The following is a 1,862-nucleotide window of genomic DNA, read 5'->3' on the forward strand; positions in this document are numbered from 1 at the left end:
GGCCGTCCGGGGCGGCGCCGGCGGCCCGCCCGCCCGCGAGCTGGCCACCGCCCTGAGCCTCATGGTCGAGCGCTCCATGAACGCGCTGTTCACCGGCCAGCGGCCCGCCGTCAGCGAGGAGCACCTGGTCGAGACCCTGCTGCACGTCGTCCTCGGCGCGATCTACACCCCCGCTCCCTGACCTCCACCGCTCCCCCGCGTCGCGCTCGGTGAGCGCGGCGTCACCGTCGGGCGGCGCGTGCTTTTGTGGGGTTCCCACAAGGCGGAGGGCCCGGCACGTGTGGGCGCACGCATTGGTTTGACAGGCGGGGATCGGACAGGCTGGAGGGCGGACGTGGCGACACCGGCGGTGCCGGGTGTCGCCCTCGTGTTTGCGGGTGTTTGGAGGTTCGGCCGGTGTTCAGGCGTATCGCGATCGTCAACCGGGGAGAGGCCGCGATGCGGCTCATCCACGCGGTCCGTGACCTCGTGGCGGAGACGGGGGCGCGCGTCGAGACCGTCGCGCTGTACACCGACGCCGACCGGGGCGCGACGTTCGTCCGGGAGGCGGACGTCGCCTACCCGCTCGGCCCGGCGGCGGCCCGCCCCTACCTGGACCTCGCCGTGCTGGAGCGGGCCCTGGTGGAGACCGGCGCGGACGCCGCGTGGGTCGGCTGGGGCTTCGTCGCCGAGGACCCGGCGTTCGCCGAGCTGTGCGACCGGATCGGGGTGACGTTCGTCGGGCCGTCCGCCGAGGCGATGCGGCGGCTGGGCGACAAGATCGGCGCGAAGCTGATCGCCGAGGAGGTCGGCGTCCCGGTCGCGCCGTGGAGCCGGGGCGCGGTCGAGACCCTGGAGGACGCGCTGCGCGCCGGGGAGGAGATCGGCTACCCGCTGATGCTGAAGGCGACCGCGGGCGGCGGCGGGCGCGGCATCCGCAAGGTGTCCTCGCACGCCGAGCTGACCGACGCCTACGAGCGGACGAGCCAGGAGGCGCTGCGTGCGTTCGGCTCCGGCGTGGTGTTCCTGGAGCGCCTGGTCACCGGGGCGCGGCACGTGGAGGTGCAGGTCATCGCGGACGGCCAGGGCACCGCCTGGGCGCTCGGCGTGCGCGACTGCTCCGTGCAGCGCCGCAACCAGAAGATCATCGAGGAGTCGGCGTCGCCGGTCCTGTCCCCCGGGCAGGTCGCCGACCTGAAGGCGTCGGCCGAGCGGCTGGCGCTCGCGGTCGGCTACCGGGGCGCGTGCACGGTCGAGTTCCTGTACCACCCGGGCGAGCGGCTGTTCGCGTTCCTGGAGGTCAACACCCGGCTGCAGGTCGAGCACCCGATCACCGAGATCACCACCGGCACCGACCTGGTCCGGCTGCAGCTGCACGTCGCGGCCGGCGGACGGCTGGAGGGCGAGCGTCCCGCCGAGGCCGGGCACGCCGTCGAGGCGCGGCTGAACGCCGAGGACCCCGACCGCGACTTCGCGCCCGCGCCCGGCCGCATCGCGCGGCTGGTGCTGCCCGCCGGACCGGGCGTCCGGGTGGACACCGGGGTCGGCGAGGGCGACCGCATCCCGGCCGACTTCGACTCCATGATCGCCAAGATCATCGCGTTCGGCCGGGACCGGGAGCAGGCGCTCGGCCGGCTGCGCCGCGCGATGGCCGAGACCACCGTGGTGATCGAGGGCGGCGCGACCAACAAGAGCTTCGTGCTGGACCTGCTGGACCGGCCCGAGGTGGTCGACGCGTCCGCCGACACCGGCTGGATCGACCGCGTCCGCGCCGAGGGCGGCCTGGTCGCGCACCGGCACGCGGCCGTGGCCCTCGCCGCCGCCGCGATCGAGGCGTACGAGGAGCAGGAGCGGGCCGAGCGGGAGCGGCTGCTCGCGACCGC

Annotated in this window: 1 protein-coding gene and 1 pseudogene; both read left to right on the plus strand. The window is 75.1% G+C overall.

Features of this window, described 5'->3' with window-relative positions:
- Positions 1–181: pseudogene (locus AB0J52_RS38620) on the plus strand (hypothetical protein); the annotation flags it as partial.
- A gap of 215 nt (positions 182–396) precedes the next feature.
- Positions 397–1,862 (plus strand): acetyl-CoA carboxylase biotin carboxylase subunit (locus tag AB0J52_RS38625; RefSeq protein WP_500188009.1); only part of this gene is annotated, 1,466 nt, incomplete at its 3' end.

The organism is Spirillospora sp. NPDC049652 (genome assembly GCF_040675125.1).
Taxonomy (GTDB): Bacteria; Actinomycetota; Actinomycetes; order Streptosporangiales; family Streptosporangiaceae; genus Spirillospora.